At 59.9% G+C, this 15,211-nt stretch carries 15 protein-coding genes; 11 read left to right on the forward strand and 4 right to left on the reverse strand.

All coding sequences use genetic code 11. The features are described from left to right. Nucleotides 1-116: 116 nt before the first annotated feature. Nucleotides 117-1,796 carry a ShlB/FhaC/HecB family hemolysin secretion/activation protein gene (locus tag M2401_RS17750; protein ID WP_259104758.1) on the forward strand — a complete coding sequence of 560 codons (1,680 nt, stop codon included), beginning with the start codon at nucleotides 117-119 and terminating at the stop codon, nucleotides 1,794-1,796. 141 nt (nucleotides 1,797-1,937) lie between these two features. On the opposite strand, the gene M2401_RS17755 is transcribed toward M2401_RS17750, so the two are convergent. Both M2401_RS17755 and M2401_RS17760 read right to left on the reverse strand, forming a co-directional pair. Further along, nucleotides 1,938-2,348, reverse strand: a complete 411-nt coding sequence (locus tag M2401_RS17755) for a response regulator (RefSeq protein ID WP_259104759.1) — start codon at nucleotides 2,346-2,348, stop codon at nucleotides 1,938-1,940. Nucleotides 2,349-2,388: 40 nt separating this feature from the next. Then, nucleotides 2,389-2,580 carry a Flp family type IVb pilin gene (locus M2401_RS17760; RefSeq protein ID WP_259104760.1) on the reverse strand — a complete coding sequence of 64 codons (192 nt, stop codon included), beginning with the start codon at nucleotides 2,578-2,580 and terminating at the stop codon, nucleotides 2,389-2,391. Between the two features lie 322 nt (nucleotides 2,581-2,902). Between M2401_RS17760 and cpaB the strand changes: the two genes are divergently transcribed. From cpaB to M2401_RS17800, 8 genes are read left to right on the forward strand one after another with little or no spacing between them, the layout of a single operon-like run. Then, on the forward strand, nucleotides 2,903-3,874 hold the full coding sequence (gene cpaB, locus M2401_RS17765) for a Flp pilus assembly protein CpaB (RefSeq protein WP_259104761.1): 972 nt from the start codon (nucleotides 2,903-2,905) through the stop codon (nucleotides 3,872-3,874). A 20-nt stretch (nucleotides 3,875-3,894) separates the two neighbouring features. After that, entirely contained in the window at nucleotides 3,895-5,133 is a 1,239-nt protein-coding gene (locus M2401_RS17770) for a type II and III secretion system protein family protein (protein ID WP_310504131.1), read from the forward strand. After that, nucleotides 5,130-6,320, forward strand: coding sequence for a pilus assembly protein (locus M2401_RS17775; RefSeq protein WP_259104762.1), 1,191 nt, complete (start codon nucleotides 5,130-5,132; stop codon nucleotides 6,318-6,320). The genes M2401_RS17770 and M2401_RS17775 overlap by 4 nt, the downstream gene beginning before the upstream one ends. After that, nucleotides 6,320-7,576 carry a CpaF family protein gene (locus tag M2401_RS17780; protein WP_259104763.1) on the forward strand — a complete coding sequence of 419 codons (1,257 nt, stop codon included), beginning with the start codon at nucleotides 6,320-6,322 and terminating at the stop codon, nucleotides 7,574-7,576. The genes M2401_RS17775 and M2401_RS17780 overlap by 1 nt, the downstream gene beginning before the upstream one ends. Nucleotides 7,577-7,597: 21 nt before the next feature. After that, nucleotides 7,598-8,485 carry a type II secretion system F family protein gene (locus tag M2401_RS17785; protein WP_259104764.1) on the forward strand — a complete coding sequence of 296 codons (888 nt, stop codon included), beginning with the start codon at nucleotides 7,598-7,600 and terminating at the stop codon, nucleotides 8,483-8,485. 1 nt (nucleotide 8,486) lies between these two features. Then, nucleotides 8,487-9,374, forward strand: coding sequence for a type II secretion system F family protein (locus M2401_RS17790; protein ID WP_259104766.1), 888 nt, complete (start codon nucleotides 8,487-8,489; stop codon nucleotides 9,372-9,374). 8 nt (nucleotides 9,375-9,382) lie between these two features. Next, entirely contained in the window at nucleotides 9,383-10,090 is a 708-nt protein-coding gene (locus tag M2401_RS17795; protein WP_259104942.1) for a hypothetical protein, read from the forward strand. 14 nt (nucleotides 10,091-10,104) lie between these two features. Beyond that, the gene (locus M2401_RS17800) at nucleotides 10,105-10,371 is read left to right on the forward strand and encodes a DUF3613 domain-containing protein (protein ID WP_259104767.1); all 267 of its coding nucleotides are present in this window, start codon (nucleotides 10,105-10,107) and stop codon (nucleotides 10,369-10,371) included. Nucleotides 10,372-10,432: 61 nt separating this feature from the next. On the opposite strand, the gene M2401_RS17805 is transcribed toward M2401_RS17800, so the two are convergent. Continuing rightward, a complete protein-coding gene (locus M2401_RS17805) occupies nucleotides 10,433-11,197 on the reverse strand; it encodes a response regulator transcription factor (RefSeq protein ID WP_310504137.1) in 765 nt (254 codons plus the stop codon). Between the two features lie 147 nt (nucleotides 11,198-11,344). After that, a complete protein-coding gene (locus tag M2401_RS17810) occupies nucleotides 11,345-11,827 on the reverse strand; it encodes a prepilin peptidase (protein ID WP_259104768.1) in 483 nt (160 codons plus the stop codon). Nucleotides 11,828-11,902: 75 nt separating this feature from the next. Between M2401_RS17810 and M2401_RS17815 the strand changes: the two genes are divergently transcribed. Both M2401_RS17815 and M2401_RS17820 read left to right on the forward strand, forming a co-directional pair. Beyond that, nucleotides 11,903-12,364, forward strand: coding sequence for a TadE/TadG family type IV pilus assembly protein (locus M2401_RS17815; RefSeq protein ID WP_259104770.1), 462 nt, complete (start codon nucleotides 11,903-11,905; stop codon nucleotides 12,362-12,364). Further along, nucleotides 12,354-15,116 (forward strand): PAS domain-containing sensor histidine kinase, encoded by a 2,763-nt coding sequence (locus tag M2401_RS17820; protein ID WP_259104771.1) that lies wholly within the window; start codon nucleotides 12,354-12,356, stop codon nucleotides 15,114-15,116. The genes M2401_RS17815 and M2401_RS17820 overlap by 11 nt, the downstream gene beginning before the upstream one ends. Nucleotides 15,117-15,211: the final 95 nt, after the last annotated feature.

The raw sequence follows: 15,211 nt of genomic DNA on the forward strand, positions 1-15,211 counted from the left end.
TTTGTGGTGAGCGAGTTTTCCTACAGCACCTAAGCTTGTTCAGGCAGGGAGTCGTAATGGCACCCTGCCTTTTTTTTGCTCAAGACCGCTGCTTTTCTGGATCATGGAGTGTCCTTATGCGCGTTTGCCTGCCGATGCTGCTTGCCAGCGTCACCCTCTGCCCTGGCCTGGTTCTGGCCGATACCCTTCCTGCATTTCTCAACAGCAACGATCAGCAGCGCAACCTGCCGCAGCCCAACCTTCCCGCCGATGCCTACCGCCCGGTGACGCCGGCCTTGCAGGTACCAGCGCCTACACCGCCCCAGGCCGCGCCGCTGCTGATGAGCACAAAGGTGACGGTGAACAAGATTCGTATCGAAGGCGGTACGGTGTATCCGTTGGAGGAGCTGGGCGCTGCCTATACCCCGCTGATCGGCCACGAGGCGACGCTGGAGCAATTGATTGAGGCGACCCGTGGCCTGACCCGGCGTTATCAGGACGACGGCTACCTGCTGTCCTACGCCTTCCTGCCACCCCAGGACTTCAAGGACGGGCTGGTGCGGGTGGTGCTGGTGGAAGGCTATGTGCGGGATTATCAGCTTCAGGGCGATGTAGGACGGGTCTCGGCCTACCTGCAGGAACTGGTCGACAAGATTCGTCAGGAACGCCCACTCACCCGCAAGACTTTCGAGCGCTACACCGCCCTGATGAGCCGCGTGCCCGGTGTCACCCTGCAAGCCCAGGTGCCACCGCCCGGCACTACCGACGGCGCCACGACGCTGGTTGCCACGGCGTCGCGCAAGCCCGTCACCAGCAGCCTCAGCCTGACCGATGACAGCCGCAAGGGCCTGCAGGCGTTGTTGGGCGTGAGCAGTAACTCGCAGACCGCCATGGCCGAGCAATTGGCCTTCAGCGGGCTGGTGCCGCCGGGCAAGGATCAGGAACATTACTATCGTCTCGATTACAGCCAGTACCTCAACGCCGAAGGCACGCAACTGAGTCTGTGGGCCGCCCGTTATCGCAGCGACCCCCACACCAATGTCAGCCTCGGTAACGGTATTGAACTGGAGCAGCATCGCGAGAACGACCGCTTCTCCATCGGCATCAGTCACCCGCTGATTGCGGGGCAAAACCAGTGGCTCAGTGCCGGGGTGCGCCTGTACGGGGTCAACGATCGCACTCGCTATCAGGTGATCGGTCTGCCTTTACAGATCGACACGCGGGTCAACAGCCGCGCTGTAGCCTTTGAGGGCGACTGGCGCAAGTCCGACGCCAGTCAGCTGCGCATCCTCAGCGCCGGGGTCTACCAGGGCTTGCATGGCATGGGCGCCAAGGCCGATGACCGTCAATACGACCTCGACTTCTTTCGCGTGCGCCTGTCCGGCGTGCAGAGCGACAAGTTTCTGCAGAACTGGCAGGGCGTGGCGTCGGCGGCGTTGTACTGGAGCAACGACAGCCTGCCGGACAGTGAACGGGCGCAGTTTGGCGGGCAGAATTTCGGGCGCGGTTACTCCACCGATCAGGCTTCGGGTGACAAGGGCTGGGGCGTGGCTTACGAGTTGAACTACAGCTTCAACCGCGACGGCAATTGGCTGAAAGTCGTGCAGCCCTACGTGGTGCTCGATGCGGCCAAGGCCTGGTTCAATACCTTCGAGGTGCCGACCGCAAAGATGTCATCAGCGGCGCTGGGCGTGCGTTTTGGCGACGCGCGGTATTACAACATTGCCCTGGAAGTGGCCAAACCCATGTCCGATATTGCTTTGGACAGCCTGAACCGCAGCCCGAGGCTGACCTTGAGTTTCAGTTATCAGTTGTGAGCAACAAGAGTGACACTTAACGAATGTGGGACCGGCTTTAGCCGGGAAGACAATATGGCAGGCGATAAAAATGTATCGATCCTGCCTGCGTCTTCCCGGCTAAAGCCGGTCCCACAGTTATAATTCAAGAGTGATCAGGGGTTACTGCCCGACCTGATAAACCCGCGGCACGGGAAACAGGTTATTGAGGGTTTCGATCAGGCGGACGTGGTAAATGGGTTTGCGGAAAAGATCGAGGACCTGCAGGCGCAGCATGTCGCTGACATCTTCCATATCGGCGTGGCCGGAAGTAACGATCACTGGCAGGTGCTGACGGGCAGTGTGTTCGCGCAGGCGACGGATCAACGACATGCCGCTTTCTTCGGGCATGCGCAGATCGGTAATCACCAGGGCAATGTCGGGATGCTTGGTCAGTTGTTGCAGCGCCAGCTTGACCGAGGACGCCGTAAAGCAGCAAAAACCCTCACCTTCGAGCAGTTCTGCCAGCTCTTCATTGGCGTCCTCTTCATCGTCAACGAGGAGCAGTTGTTGGCGTGTCGGTTGGACGGGCATCGAGATTACACCTGAGTCTAAGGTTAAACATCAGTGATGGTCAGGATCCTATGCCTGTCAGTGCGGTGGTGATCCTGCCGAAAATTGCAGTGATCTGAGTACCGACGCCAGGCATCAGACCAATCACTACCAAGGCAACCATGGCAACAATTACCACATATTCAATAGCGGACGCACCCTCTTGGTCTTTGATGAATCGCGTGATGCCGTTGCTGATTTTAGTAAAGGACATATCATTTCTCCTTGCGCCTCGTGGCGCCGGTAATTCAAGTGATACGCGCCACTCTCCCCGACGCATCCACAGCATTGACCGCTGAGCTCAAAGCCACAACCGTAATAAAGCATTAATCACAAAGTTATATATCCCCCGCGATTTCTATAAAGGGGGTTACTCATAACGCGGTGGAATAAAAAGCCGATTTTGCCCTCGTATGATGGCGCTTTGAATGGTTTGGTCTATTTTCAAAGCCAGATGGATGGATGTTCATCACGACCGGATTGCAATGCTGGCCAGTCGGGCCGGATTGTCGTGCAGTGGCAAAGGGAGGGCCGTCATGAACACTCGCATTACCATGGGCCTCGCAATCCTGCTGCTAATAGGCGCCTTGCTGGCTGGCTATTGGGGGGTTGTCCTGAGCCGTCAACCCGAGGAGCCCGCCGTGGCCGCTCCGGTTACCCAGACACCACAGGCCACTGTCGCCGCCGTTGCTCCGCCACCCCCTGAAGATCCCCTGCGTCAACCCGTGGTCGTGCTGGTGCGCGATGTTGTCGCCTATGTGCCGATCAAGGCCGAAGACCTGGTGGTAGAGAAGCTGAAAGTGGCGCCCGTCGGCAGCTTTGGCTCTGTCGACGAAGTGCTCAACCGTGTCAGTTGGCGCGACTTGAAGGCCGGGACCTGGCTCAATGCTGAAAGCTTTGCCGCTGGCGGCACCCTGGCCCGAATGATTCGGCCCGGCGAGCGTGCCCTGGGGGTGAGCGTCGATGAGGTGACGACCCTGGGCGGACAGTTGAGTCCGGGGGACTACGTCGACGTACTGCTTTATCTGCCTTCAGACATCGCTAACCCCGATCGCTCCAGCCAGGTTGTCGTCCCGGCGCTGCGAGTATTGAGCATTGGTGAATTGCTGGGGCCTACCAATGACGGTCAGCCGGCACAGAACATCAGCAGCAGCGACCGCCAGCAACTAGAACAGCGTCGGGCAGCGGCGCGTACTGTGGTGCTGGCGGTTCCGGAAAGCCTGGTCACCCGGCTCATGCTGGCCGCGCAAAGCGGCACGCTGCGCCTGGCCGTACGCAGCAGCGATGAGAAGAACCTGGAACATTATTGGGCCAACAATAATGCGGCCGAGCGAGATATTGCCCTGCGCCTGGACACCGAAAAGCGCGGTCTGGTGCCTTATAACAAGCTCAGCATGAGCAGCCCGGTGCCGCTTCCCGCCGCGCCGGGTGCAGCACCAGCAGCACCGCGCCAGGTGCCCGTCATACGTGGCGCCCAGGCGGCGCAGCAACCGACTCCGACTCCCTGATTACGCAAGGATTGCCTTTGATGAGTAGCCGTTTCGTACCTGTTGTGACGTCGTTGGTATGGGCTGTAGTGGTAGCGGGAACAGGGATGAGCTCGGCCTCGGCGGCCACGGCCGGGTGTGCCGGGTTGTCAGCCCTGCCTGGCGCGATCGAAGTGGGGCAGGGGATACAGCAGAATATCAATTCGCCTGTGGCGATTACCCGGCTGGCCATTGGCGACCCGAAGATCGCTGATGTGGTCGCCGCTGGAGACAGGAATGTCCTGCTCACAGGCGTGGGGCCCGGCGCTACGACCCTGATGGTTTGGACCGACTGCTCGCCATCACCCCGGCAAAGCATGGTTTTCGTGCGCGGCAAGGCGACCCGCGATATCACTCAGGCGGCCGATGACCCATCGCTTCCCAGCCAGGTCCAGACCGATATCCGCTTTGTCGAGGTCAGCCGCACCAAGCTGAAGGAGGCCAGTACCTCAATTTTCGGTCGCGGCTCAAACAACTTTCTGTTCGGTTCGCCAGGGACTGTGCCAGGTACCACGGTTACACCGGGCACGGTGGGCAAAACGCTGTCCAATATTCCGTTGAATAATGAAAGCTTCAACATCATCTGGGGCGGCGGCAGCAGCAAGGTGCTGGGCATGCTTAACGCCATGGAAGGCAGCGGTTTTGCCTACACCCTGGCGCGGCCCAGCCTGGTGGCGTTGAGCGGGCAGAGCGCGAGCTTTTTGGCCGGTGGCGAGTTCCCGGTGCCGGTGCCTAATGGTACGGGCGATCAGATCACCATTCAGTACAAGGAATATGGTGTGCGCCTGACCCTGACCCCGACCGTGGTCGGTCATGGTCGGATTCTGCTCAAGGTCGCGCCCGAGGTCAGTGAACTGGACTTTACCGCCGGCATCGTTCTGGCCGGAACTTCGGTGCCAGCGTTGAACATCCGCCGCACCGATACCAGCATTGCTCTGGCCGATGGTGAAAGCTTCGTCATCAGCGGCCTGATCAACACGCGCAATACCGCGCAGATCAACAAATTTCCCGGTCTGGGTGATATCCCGATCCTCGGTGCCATGTTCCGTAACTCACAGGTCAACAATGACGAGCGCGAGTTGCTGATGATCGTCACCCCGCACCTGGTCCAGCCGCTGGCCGCCAATGCCCAGTTGCCATCGCTGCCGGGCGAAGCGCTGCGCAATTACGATCCGAGCTTCCTGCGTCTGTACTTCCTGGAAAACGGCAATTTCGAGCGCCGTAACGGGTTATCCCAATGAGTCAGAGCCTGAGCCAGACCTTTCTGGCAATCACCCGCAACAGCACCGACCTTGAATGGTTGCAGGGTGCCCTGGCGCCTTTGGGCCAGGTCGTCAGCGCCGGTGCTGGCACCCTTGACGAACTGTTGGCGCTGATCGACGTGACCTTCGCCAGCCTGGTCTTTGTCGGCCTGGACCGCGAGCATCTGATGAACCAGAGCGCTCTGATCGAAGGGGCGCTGGAGGCCAAGCCGATGCTGGCCATCGTCGCGCTGGGCGATGGCATGGACAACCAGTTGGTGCTCAACGCCATGCGTGCCGGAGCACGGGATTTCGTCGCCTACGGTTCACGCTCCAGTGAAGTGGCTGGCTTGGTGCGGCGCCTTAGCAAACGTCTGCCGCCGGTGGCGCCGAACCCGAACATGGGCGGGCTGTCGGTGCTCTACGGCGCCCAGACCGGCGGTGATGGTGCGCTGATAGCCACCCACCTGGCCCTGGTGGTGCAGAAGACCGGGCAGCGCGTGCTGCTGATGGACCTGGGCCTGTCCCGAGGCGACAGTCTGGCGATGATGGGGCTGGAGTCGTCGTTCAGTTTCGGCGACGCCCTGCGTCATTTGCGCAGGCTTGATGCGACCCTGATCGATAGCGCCTTTACCACAACCGATGCCGGGCTGCGCATCCTGGCCTACACCGCCGACGATGACTCCTTGGTGCAGTCCAGCGCCGCCGAGCTGTACATGCTGCTCAGCTCGCTGCGACAACACTTCCAGCACGTCATCGTCAATCTGGTCGGCCAGCCCGACAGCGACGCCTTGCGCACTTTCGTCAGCCACTGCGACCAGTTGTTCTGGTACACCGACCAGAGCGTCATGGAGTGTCGGCGCAATCTGGCGGTGCTCAATCTGTGGCGGGAAAAAGGCATGAAACTGCAACACGCGAGCATGTTGATCGACCGCTACCTGCGTTCGGTGGCGCCGAATATCGAAACGCTGGAAAAAACCTTCGGCCTGCCCATCGCGGCTGTGCTGCCGTTTCACCCGGAGCTGCGCATGAACGCCAAGAATCAAGGGGTCACGCTGTTCGATCTGGCTGCCCGGGATTCTCTGAGCACCGGTCTGCGTCAGCTTGGCGAGAAACTGGCCAGTCACTCGACCGCCCAGGACAAGCCCGTCGCGAACTGGCTCCAACGGCTATGGAGGAACAGGTAATGCCGGAAAAACTCTTTGGGGTCTCCTCACGCGCTGGTCAGGACGACGAAGGGCAGGGGCTCAAGCTTGTGATGCATCGCTACATCATCGATGCCATTGAAGAGAGCGGCCGCAATATGCTCGAGGGCTCGCGACCGGCCCTGGCGCAGTTCGTCATGGATCGGGTGGCTGATTATGTCGCGCGCATGCGCCTGGCGATTTCCCGTTATGAAATGGAGCGCCTGGGCGAAGAACTGGTGGACGAACTCACCGGCTACGGCCCGCTGGAAGTATTGCTGCGCGATACCACGGTGACGGAAATCCTTGTTAACGGGCCAAGCAAGGTCTTCGTCGAGCGCAACGGCGTGCTGCACCACACTGACCTGCGCTTTATCGACTCCAACCACGTCGAACGGGTCATGCAGCGCATTCTGGCGCCCATGGGGCGGCGTCTGGATGAGTCATCGCCCATGGTCGATGCGCGCCTGCCCGACGGCAGCCGGGTCAATGCGATCATCCCGCCGATTGCCCTGGACGGACCATGCCTGTCGATACGGAAATTTCGCAAGGACATGCTCAAGAGCGCGGATCTGGTGGCTATGCAGACCATCGATCAGATGATCTTCGACTTCTTTGCCGACGCGGTAGGCAAGCGTTGCAATATCCTGGTCAGTGGCGGTACCGGTACCGGCAAGACCACCATGCTGAACGTCCTCAGCCAGTTGATCAGCCCGCAACAACGCTTGGTCACGATCGAAGACGTGGCCGAGCTGCAACTGAGTCACCCCCACGTGGTGCGCCTGGAAACCCGCCCCCCGAATGCCGAAGGCCATGGCGAAGTCCGCGCCAGCGACCTGATTCGCAACGCCCTGCGGATGCGTCCGGACCGCATCATCCTCGGCGAGATCCGTGGCGTGGAAGTGCTGGACGTATTGACCGCGATGAACACCGGCCATGATGGCTCCATGAGTACTGTGCACGCCAACAACGCCCAGGATGCTCTGCTGCGTCTGGAGACTCTGGTCGGCCTGACCGGGCGGCAGATTGCGACCAGTACTTTGCGGCAGATGATCTGCGCGGCCCTTGACGTGATTATCCAGCTGGCGCGCATGCCTGACGGTCGTCGTTGTGTGAGCGAAGTAGTGGAAGTGGTGGGCATTCGCGATGACGTCTACGTGACCAACACGCTGTTCCGTCTGGACAAGCGCAATAACGTTGGCTTTCAACGCGAAGCCATGCACGCAGCGGGCGAAAAGCTGCGTTCGCCGGATTACTGAGTTGACCGAGGAGATCGCGCTATGAGCAACGGCGTGCTGCTGCTCGGAATGACATTCGTGCTGTTGCTGAGTGGATCGATCTATCTGTTCCGTCACGCCATGACCGCCGGGGCCCGCGAGCGGGTGTTACAGCGTCTGAGTGAGGGGCAGCCGCAGCGTATAGCGCATCAGCCAGGTTGGCAGTACTTGGAGCGTGTTTTCTTGCAGGCTGGGCTGGGGCGGCCTTCGGGGCGCATCAAGTGGGTCATATTGGCCTGGATCCTGAGTATGGTGGTGGGTCACCAATACTGGGACTGGCTGGGTCTGACCATATTTTCCGTGGCGACACCGCTGGCGCTGCGCATTTTCATTTCCTGGCGGTATCGCAAGCGGGTGCGGCGCATGATCGAGCAATTGCCGCAGATGCTCGATTACACCGTGCGTAGCCTGAAGTCCGGCCGCACCCTGGTCGATGCGGTATTGCATGGCATCGAGGCGGCCAACGAGCCGCTCAAGGAAGGCATGAGCCGTATTCCACGCAGTGTGCAACTGGGCGTCAGCCTGCCGGATGCGGTGCAGGATTTTGCCGACCTGTACGAGTGCGACGAATTTCGCCTGTTTTCCCTTGGCCTGCGGGTCAATCATCGCTATGGCGGCAATGCCAGCGAACTGATGGAGAACCTGATCCGGCTGATTCGCGACCGGGAACAGGCCGCGCGCCAGTTGCGGGCAATGACCGGTGAAACACGCATGACGGCTATGGTCCTGGGCGCTTTGCCGGTCCTGATGACGGGCTACTTCATGACCGTCAATCCCAGTTACCTGATGCACATGTGGGAGGACAGCACAGGCCAGACGATGCTGATAGTGGCATTTGCCATGCAGACAGTGGGCTCACTGCTGTTGTGGCGCATGTTGCGGAGTATTTGAGATGGTCGTGTTTATCAGTGTCGTAATGCTTTTTCTGGCCGCACTGCTATTGATTTCCGGCCTGGCGCGGCAACGGCGTACCGAGCGCCTGGTGACCCAGCGCTTGCACGGCATAGTGATCCGCGAGAGTCGTCTGGGCAGTTGGTTGCGGCTTTTGGGCGACACCCCGATTGGCCAGCGATCCATCAGCCTGGACAGTGAAACCCAGATCCTTCTCAACCGCGTGGGTTGGCGGCGCGCCAGTAAACGCTCGCTGTTCGCGGCCTGTCAGGTCGGCGTTCCGCTGGGTGGGATGATTTTCGGCATTGTGCTTCAGGTGCTGTTCTTCGACGACGAAATTCCGGTGTTCATCCTGCCTGTATGCGGGATGGGCATCGGATACCTGTTGCCCAAGCGAATTCTCGTTGCCGTCGCCGCCAATCGACAGAAGCGCGTTGTGATCGAAATCTCCACGTTCATACCGCTGCTGCGCATCCTGTTCGAATCCGGCATGGCTGTGGAACAGGCCTTGCGGGTACTCAGCAATGAGGGCAAGGACTTGTTGCCAGTACTGTCCTCGGAAATCCAGGTGGTACTCAGTCGTGTCGATTCGGGTCTGGAGTTGGGAGAGGAACTGGGCAAGACCGCGCAACTGCTGGAAGTGGATGAATTCAGCGATACCTGTGTGATTCTCAATCAATTAATCCATCAGGGCGGCGGGGCGATGAAGTCGCTGCTGTCGCTTAAGCAGTTGCTGGATGACCGGCGTATGACTCGTCTGCAGGAGTACATCTCCAAGCTGTCGGCAAAGATGTCGGTGGTGATGATGGTGCTGCTGTTTCCTGCGTTATTGATCGTTCTGGCCGGGCCGGGCTTTACCGCCATCAGCAAGGCATTTGGAGGTTCGTAGTGGTATCTATCAAGAGCGTCATAGTGTTAGCCGGGTTGTTGGCTCTGGGAGGCTGCGCCAGTGACGGCAGTGCGCCCTGGCTGGCTGCCGCTGGCAGTTGCAGCAAGCTTGCCGCTGATGACGAAATGAAGCTGAACCTGGCCCAGGACATGGCCGGTGAAGGGCGTCTTCATGCCGCCCTGGCCAATCTTGAAGGCTTGCCGGATAGCGTCGATGTGCGTTTGCGCAAGGCGCAGATATTGCGCCAGTTGGGGAGCAGCGACGCGCAACCGCTATACCGCAGCCTGCTCGCCACCTGTCGTCGCGACGAGGGCGAGCATGGTCTGGGGCAACTGGCGGCGGCGCGAGGTGATAATGACGAGGCCCTGATTCATTTGCTGGCCGCAGTGAAGTTGGCGCCGACCAACGAAAAGATCCGCAATGATCTGGGGGTGGTTTACCTCAACCAGCTCAAGCTCGAGCAGGCGCGCTTCCAGTTTCTTACCGCCATGGAGCTCAAGCAGTCCGACTCCCTGGCCGCCGAGAATCTGCTGACTATGCTGCTGTATCAGGATAACTGGAGCCAGGCAGCCGAATGGGTCACCCGTAATGGCCTGAGCCCGGACCAGTTCAACGATGCCAGGGCCCGGGCCGAGGCCTTGAAGAAACCCGTCGCTGTACGGCCAGCCGTAGTTGAGCCTGTCGCCGCCGTGGCCGGGCAGAGCACGCTCAAATGAGCAGGGAGAGGGTTATGAAAATGGCAGTGATGGGCATCGTCAGTCTGATGGCATTGGCGCAGGGCGTCTGGGCCGCCGAGAAAGGTGACTCGCCCTGGCAGGAGCAGACGCAGAGTTGGCTGCAATTGCAGTCTCAGGGCCGACAGGCGTCACCGACGCCGCAAGCCGCCACCCCGGCGGAGCGCGAGCAGAGCATGCAGCGTTGGCTCGACAGCTATAAGCATGAGATTCCGGATTTCTTCGAGCAGAAAAAAGGCGGCAAGACGGGGTCTGATGGCTGAGTCGGGGTTGGCAGCAGATCCCGCCTGGTCTTTGGCGCCGTGCTGTCGTACGGCAAGTCCTCTAATTTACCGTCACTCGCTGCCGCGCCGAAGGGTTGCCCGGTGACAGGGCCAGCGCCAGTTGCGTGCGGTTATGCATATGGGTCAGGCGCAGCACCTGCGACACATATAGCTTCACGGTGTTTTCGGTAATGCCCAGCTCGCAAGCGATCTGGTAGTTGGTCTGGCCCTTGCCGACCAGTTTGGCGACGTCCAGCTGGCGCGGTGACAACTGATCGAAAATCGCCGGAATCTCGACCTCGGCCTCGTGCTCGCCCGATTGCGTAATGACCACCCGGGTGCGTTTCTTGTCCAGATCCTGATACAGATCATCGATGGAGGCCGCCAGGTTTTGCAGTTTCTCGTTGAGCTGGCCCAGGTTATTCAAGCCCTTTTGCCGCTCTTGCAGCTCGATCTCCTGACGCTGGATGCCTTTGAGCACGTCCTCCAGATCGACCGGCTTTTGATAGTAGTCTGCGATACCGGCGCGCAGGGCCTTGATCACGTCCTGTTTTTCCGCGCGGCCGGTGAGCATGATGGATTCGAAGACCCGCTGTTTACCCGCCAGCAGCTTCATGGCTTCAACCAGTTCGATGCCGTTCAATTCGGGCATGTCCAGGTCACACAGCACGATGCCGATTTCGGCGTCCTCACGAAACCGCTGCAGGGCTTCCCGGCTTGAACTGCATGGGACGCAGCGGTAACCGCTGCTTTCGAGGAAATCGGTGAGTTCCTCAACGATCATGATCTCGTCGTCGACGACCAGTATTTTCACAGTCGAATGCATGTTCACGCAGTACTCCATGTTTGCGAGGTACAACTGACCGGGGTGCGGGGTAGCGGGCACCCTTCGCCATACGCCGAGTCGCAATCCATTACTCTTTGTATCGGGTTAAACGTAGTCGCACTTTACTACTATGTACATAGCACGGTCCTACGATTGCGACTGGCGGATCAGCAGGTCTGCGAGGATAAAACCGGCAAACAGGAAGGGTGCGAATGGATATTTTTTTGACGTGGGGTCATTCAAAAGACGGTATCGCCCGGCAAGTCCCTGACCGATAAAGGGCCAGACTTTCTGACGCAGTGCCAGCCACAGCAAGGTGACGACGGCGGCGCCGATAAAGCTGCCCAGTACATGCAGGTGATCGGTCAACAGCGCGAGGGCTGCCATCAGTTTGACGTCCCCGGCGCCCATTCGCCCCAGTGCGTAGCCAGGCAGGGTGAACAGCACCGCCAGCAACAATGCCCAGCCACCCTCACTGGCTGGCGCGCCAAGCCAGGTCTGGCCTTGCAGCAGCAGGTAGATCAGCGCCAGGGCGGCGACGCCGAGGGTCAGGGTATTGGCGATCTGTCGTTGCCGGGCATCTTGTTCGGCACAAATTGCCATCCATATGAGTAGGAAAAGTAATTCCATCTAGTAAAAAACATCCTGTTTTCTGGAGAGGACCTATGCTCATTATCGGTAGGCACTGTCAGGGTAGACGTCGGCATGCAATCAACCCCACGGAATTTCTCTGCTCATCGACAGAAAGGCGCTGCCGCAATCGAATTTGCGGCGGTATTCATCGCTTTTTTTGCGGTTTTTTACGGGCTGGTCAGTTACTGCCTGCCTTTGTTGATGATGCAGTCATTCAATGCGGCCGCCAGCGAGGCGGTTCGCCGTAGTGTGGCCTTGAGTCCGAGCATACCGAACTATCAGACCTTGATCATAAGCCAGGCCAGGAGCGTGCTGACCACCCAGTTGAACTGGCTGCCTACGGCTTTGGCTTTTAATCTCACCACCGATGCCGATGTCAGCTATAGCCCTGCGGGCGTACTGACGGTGAAAATCAATTACCCCACCAGCAGGATCAATCAGGTCATTCCCTTCCTGGTTTTGCCGGGAATTGGCCAGGTGCCGAACCTCCCAGCCACGTTGTCCGCACAGGCGAGCATGCAACTTGTCCCTTAATAAAGTGATGCTGAACCGTCTGCTGGGACGTAGCGAGTCACCGGCAACCAACCCTGCGGATCTGGCGAAAGTCGAGCCTGCACAGATCAGCGCCGAGCTGTACATGGTGCTGGACAACGATGGCCGTGTGCTCAATGCCAGTGCGCAACTGCGTAGCCGATTGGGCATGCCGACGCCCATTGTTTCCGCCCAGCGCCTGATCACCTACCTGATGCCCAATAGCGCCATGGTCGTCGAGGGTGTGCCGGAGGACTGGATCGGCCACATGCTCGATATCGACTTCAAGGCTTCGACCGCCAATACCCTGCACACCCGTGGCTGGATCCAGCACCATGACGGCGGCTGGCTCCTGCAATTGCTCGATATCAGCGACCTGATGGAAGAGGCCAGCGTCGCCCGCAGCCGTCAGCAGTGCCTGCGTTTTGCCGGGCAGGTGGCCGAGCAGATTCGCGTGTGCAATTTCGACCGGCTGGGCCAGGTGGTCTCCGAGCAACTGGAAGAGCTGGGTCAGCGCTGGAATGTGCCGTGCATGGCGCTGGTCTTGCCCGAAGCCAGCGGTATCGGCTGGCGGGTCTTCGCCCAGTACCACGCCCATACCGCCCCCGAACTGTGGCAACCGGGCCAACGGCTGGGCACCGAGCTGGATCTGTTCGACGGTGGTCAGCCCCACCAACTGACCTTCGGCAACAATCCGCATCTGGCACCGATGCAGACCATCTTCGGCAATGCCGATGGCTTCCTGCTGCCCCACAGCCGCGAAGGCGTGGCGAAGGCATGGTTGTTGTTCGGTTTCTACAATGCCGCCAGGCAAGCCCCGGATCTTGGCGAGCGCGAGTGGCTGAATCTGTGTTCGGCCATCGGCGGGCCAGTGTTGTTTCGCCAGTCCGAACACCAACACCGTCACCATATCGAGCGCCTGAGCGTCCTGCAGGACCTGCTCGGCACCGGTTGGTGGGAGTGGTTGCCCAACGACGAGGTGCAACTGGCGCCGCAATTGCTCGATAGCCTGGGCCTGCATGGGCGGCTTGATCGTCTGTCGCGGCCGGACTGGCTGGCGATGATCCACCCGGCTGATCGCGAAGAGTTGAACAGCCGCCTGCTCGAGCTGCGGGAAAACGACACCCCGCTGTTGCTCTGCGTGCGCCTGCGCAGCCTTGACCCGGACCAGGCGCCCGTGTGGTTTCGTATTCAGGGCCAGTCGCTGATCAGTGGTCAGAGCCGTCGGGTGCTGGGTTTCATGCTCGATGTCAGCGATATCAAGAACCAGGAAACCGAAGCCGCCGCTGCTCACGCGCGGCTGGACAACCTGATCGCCAGCTCCCCGGCGGTTATTTACGTGCAGCGCTACGATCAAGGCAGCCTGGAGCCGACCTTTTTCAGCGCCAGCCTGACGCCAGTGCTGGGCTGGAAACTGGCCGATTGCGTTGACGGCCAGTTGGCCGAATACATTCATCCGGATGACCGTGATATCTGGTTCGAGCGCACCCGCCTGTTGCTGCGTGAAGGCTTCGTCAGCCGTCGTTACCGCCTGCGCGGGCGCGACGGCGTCTATCATTGGTTGCTCGACGAAGCGCGCCTGCTGCGCGATGACCTGGGCATTCCGGTGGAAGCTGTCGGCCTGTGGCTGGATGTAACAGAGGCGACCCTGGCCGCCGAACGGGTCCGCGAGAGCGAAGAGCGCTACCGGATCCTGGTGGAAGACTCCCCGGCGATGATCTGCCGCTACAGCCCGGAGTTGATCCTCAGTTTTGGCAACCGGCCATTGGCCAATTATCTGGAGTGCACCACCGAGCAACTGGCCGGGGTCAACCTGGGTGACTGGTTCTCGGCCGAGCAGCGCGAAGACTTTCTTCAGCGCATCGCCCAACTGACGCCGGAGTCGCCCATGAGTACGGCGGAAATCTGCCTGGAGTTACCGGGTCGCGAACATGCCTGGTGGGTCTGGGCTGACCGCGGTGTGTTTGATGAACAAGGCAAACTGGTAGAGATCCAGGCCGTCGGGCGGGATAACACCGACGTGCGTCGCTCACGCATGCAGCTTAACCAGAGTGCAAAAATGGCGACCCTGGGCGAGATGGCCACCGGCCTGGCCCATGAGATCAATCAGCCGCTTAACGTCATGCGCATGGCTGTGGTCAACGTGCTCAAGCGCCTGAACAACGGCATTGTCGACCCGGAATATCTGATCGAAAAACTTAACCGTATCGATGCCCAGGTGCAGCGTGCCGGCAAGGTCGTCGACCATATGCGCGTGTTTGGTCGCCGTTCCGAGGTTCAAGAGCAATTATTCAACCCCAACGATTCGGTCGAAGGCACCCTGGGAATGCTCGCCGAGGGCATGAAAGGCAAGGGTGTCGAGTTGCGCGTGGGCGAGCTGGGCGAGCCGGTGCAGGTCCGCGGCCATGGCGATCAACTGGAACAGGTGATCATCAACCTGATGGTCAACGCCCGTGATGCGTTGCTGTCACGCAAGGAAGGCAATCCCGAGCTGCAACCCTGGATCAGCCTGCAAACCGGGCGGGACACGCAGAACTTCTTTATCTATGTGGAAGATAACGGCGGCGGCATCGACCCACGGCTATTGGAAAAGATCTTCGAACCCTTCTTCACCACCAAACCATCGGGTATCGGCACCGGCCTGGGCTTGTCGGTGAGCTATGGCATCGTCCAGCAAATGGGCGGTTTGCTGAGCGTCAGCAATTCCGGCGAGGGCGCGCGGTTTCAGATCAGTTTGCCGATCAGTCAGGGGTGATCAGGGATACAGTTAGTCCTGTAGGAGCGCTTGGTGAGAGCAGTTGTGGGAGCGAATTCATTCGCGAAAGCGGCATTCCAGGCGACGAATACTCA

The sequence above is a fragment of the Pseudomonas sp. JUb42 genome, from assembly GCF_024807945.1.
Taxonomy (GTDB): domain Bacteria; phylum Pseudomonadota; class Gammaproteobacteria; order Pseudomonadales; family Pseudomonadaceae; genus Aquipseudomonas.